This is a genomic window from Vogesella mureinivorans (assembly GCF_007644035.1).
Taxonomy (GTDB): domain Bacteria; phylum Pseudomonadota; class Gammaproteobacteria; order Burkholderiales; family Chromobacteriaceae; genus Vogesella; species Vogesella mureinivorans.
Genome location: NZ_VMTV02000265.1, coordinates 1 through 327, shown reverse-complemented (window position 1 = coordinate 327; position 327 = coordinate 1). Strand labels below are relative to the sequence as shown.

Genomic DNA, 327 nt, shown 5'->3' with positions numbered 1-327 from the left:
GCTGCCGCTGAAGGGCGAGCCGCTGATGACGCGCTTTCTGGCCGAGCAGCTGTCGACCACCCACTTCTACGACGTCAGCGCCGCCCGCCGCGACTTCGGCTACCAGCCTCGCGTCAGTGTCATCGAGGGTCTGCGTCAGCTTGGCCACTGGTGGCAGGCGCAGGCGACCGCCGACGCGTTCGAGAGCGCGTGACGTCCGGGCGGCGATGAGCAAGTCGCCCGCGCGCTTCTACTACAAGGGCAGCCGGCTCAAGCAGCTGCGCGCCTTCTGCCACGCCGCGCGCCTGGGCTCGGTGACTCGCGCGGCCGAGGCCCTGTTCTTGAGCC

The 327-nt window shown here is 70.3% G+C and carries 1 pseudogene; it reads left to right on the top strand.

Features of this window, described 5'->3' with window-relative positions:
- Nucleotides 1–193, top strand: a pseudogene (locus FLQ44_RS08195) (hypothetical protein); the annotation flags it as partial.
- Nucleotides 194–327: the final 134 nt, after the last annotated feature.